Origin of the sequence: Paraburkholderia sp. J8-2 (assembly GCF_905220195.1) — a bacterium.
In the GTDB taxonomy this organism is placed as follows: domain Bacteria; phylum Pseudomonadota; class Gammaproteobacteria; order Burkholderiales; family Burkholderiaceae; genus Paraburkholderia.
Genome location: NZ_CAJMZA010000092.1, coordinates 1 through 1,512 on the forward strand (window position 1 = coordinate 1; position 1,512 = coordinate 1,512).

A 1,512-nucleotide genomic window follows, 5' to 3' on the forward strand; every position below is an offset into this window, starting at 1 on the left:
CCTGCAATTGGTGTGGAAAAAGGCGCAAACTGCGGCACCACTTCGACGCTTGGAAGACCGATCTGGACGGAAAAAGCGGCCATACACTCGTCGTCACTGACGAGGACTGCTACGGGTCGACCAGGGACGACTACATCAGGCTGACCTCGCCCTAAGTACCGGCCATTCAGGTACGGATTCGATCCGATAAGTCGTCGGGCAAAGCAGCCCTTCGCGCAACTACAAGTCCCGGTCTCTGCAAAAGTGTGCGCTGGTCCCTGGACGCTTGACCTTCCAACGATAGGAAGGGTGATGATCAATACGCGGATCCTGATTAGGACCGTAGTCACCCACAAACGATCAAGTTACCCACCTATCGAGCATATTCAGATGAAAGCCAACCATTTGTTCACCGTCCTCTCGATCAACGTCGGAATCGTGTTGTGTGGCATGACACTCAACGCGAGCGCGCAGCAAGCCACTGCCATGGCAAATGGGCGGATGAACATGTCTGCTGGAAAAATGGATACGCCTGCAGAAACCGGTGGGCGGCTGTCTGCGCCGACGTCGGCCTTTGAGAACAACGCGGCAAAGATGATGAAAAACATGAGCGCACCCGGATACACCGGAGATACAGACGCGGACTTTGTGGCGCACATGATCCCGCATCATCAGGGAGCGGTGGATCAAGCCGAAGTCGAGCTCAAGTACGGCAAAGATCCCCAAATGAAGGCGCTGGCGGAAAACATCATCAAGGCGCAAAAGGAGGAGATTGCCTTTATGACGCAGTGGCAGTCCAAGCACAACAAAAAGCCGTGACGCGCGAGGCAGCATGGGGCGCCTCGCTGGGTCGCGAAGGCTTTCGAAGGCTCTACCGAACGATCTCGTCTTGCTGCGACGACCGGCGGCAGTTTGGGCCGGTGACTTGACGGGCAGCACGCATGCGTGGATGACCTCTGGACCTCTGAAACCGGCGTTCATGTCCAGCCAGTTTCAACCGCGGCAGTGGGTCGTCTACGGAAGTTCAGGGTCACGGCGCCCCGATACTCGGATCGTCGCCCCCCTACTTCCGGCTTCGGCCACCACCGGTCGTTATGAGGCTACGGAATGCTGTGGTTGGAATGGCTGTAATAGCATGTCGCGAAATGCTGCTGAAGTTGGGCAATGTAGTCAGAAGGGTCGAAGGGTCGTGCGCCTTCGAACCAGCTTTCGACATCATGTCGCCTCCGTGTTCGAGGTGAGTTCGAGACGTCGCAATTCGAGACCCGACTGCCGGGACAGCGATGTGACATGTCTAGCAATTGGCATTGTCAGGTTGTTCGGCCAGTCGCGTAAGTTACCCTGACGAAGAACGCAAAATCGCTTTACCACGGTCGTCCGTCGGTTCCCGGCAGCAGCTATCCGCCACTCCGTTCGCTACCATTTTCGGTTCCGGTCACGCCGCCTTGATGGCCATCGGGGATGGGTCTGGTCTATGTCCCGCTACTGGTCTGTCCTGCGCGTCCCTCTGGTTCCCGGGTTCGCGTATCGCAT

At 57.3% G+C, this 1,512-nt stretch carries 1 protein-coding gene; it reads left to right on the forward strand.

The window, feature by feature from the left end:
- The first annotated feature begins 369 nt into the window (after window positions 1-369).
- Window positions 370-798 carry a DUF305 domain-containing protein gene (locus U5A52_RS42910; protein ID WP_321940465.1) on the forward strand — a complete coding sequence of 143 codons (429 nt, stop codon included), beginning with the start codon at window positions 370-372 and terminating at the stop codon, window positions 796-798.
- The last annotated feature ends 714 nt before the right edge of the window (window positions 799-1,512 follow it).

Bases quoted from the DNA above. Each gene is read 5' to 3' on its own strand.
- U5A52_RS42910 (WP_321940465.1), top strand. From the start codon at position 370: ATGAAAGCCAACCATTTGTTCACCGTCCTCTCGATCAACGTCGGAATC.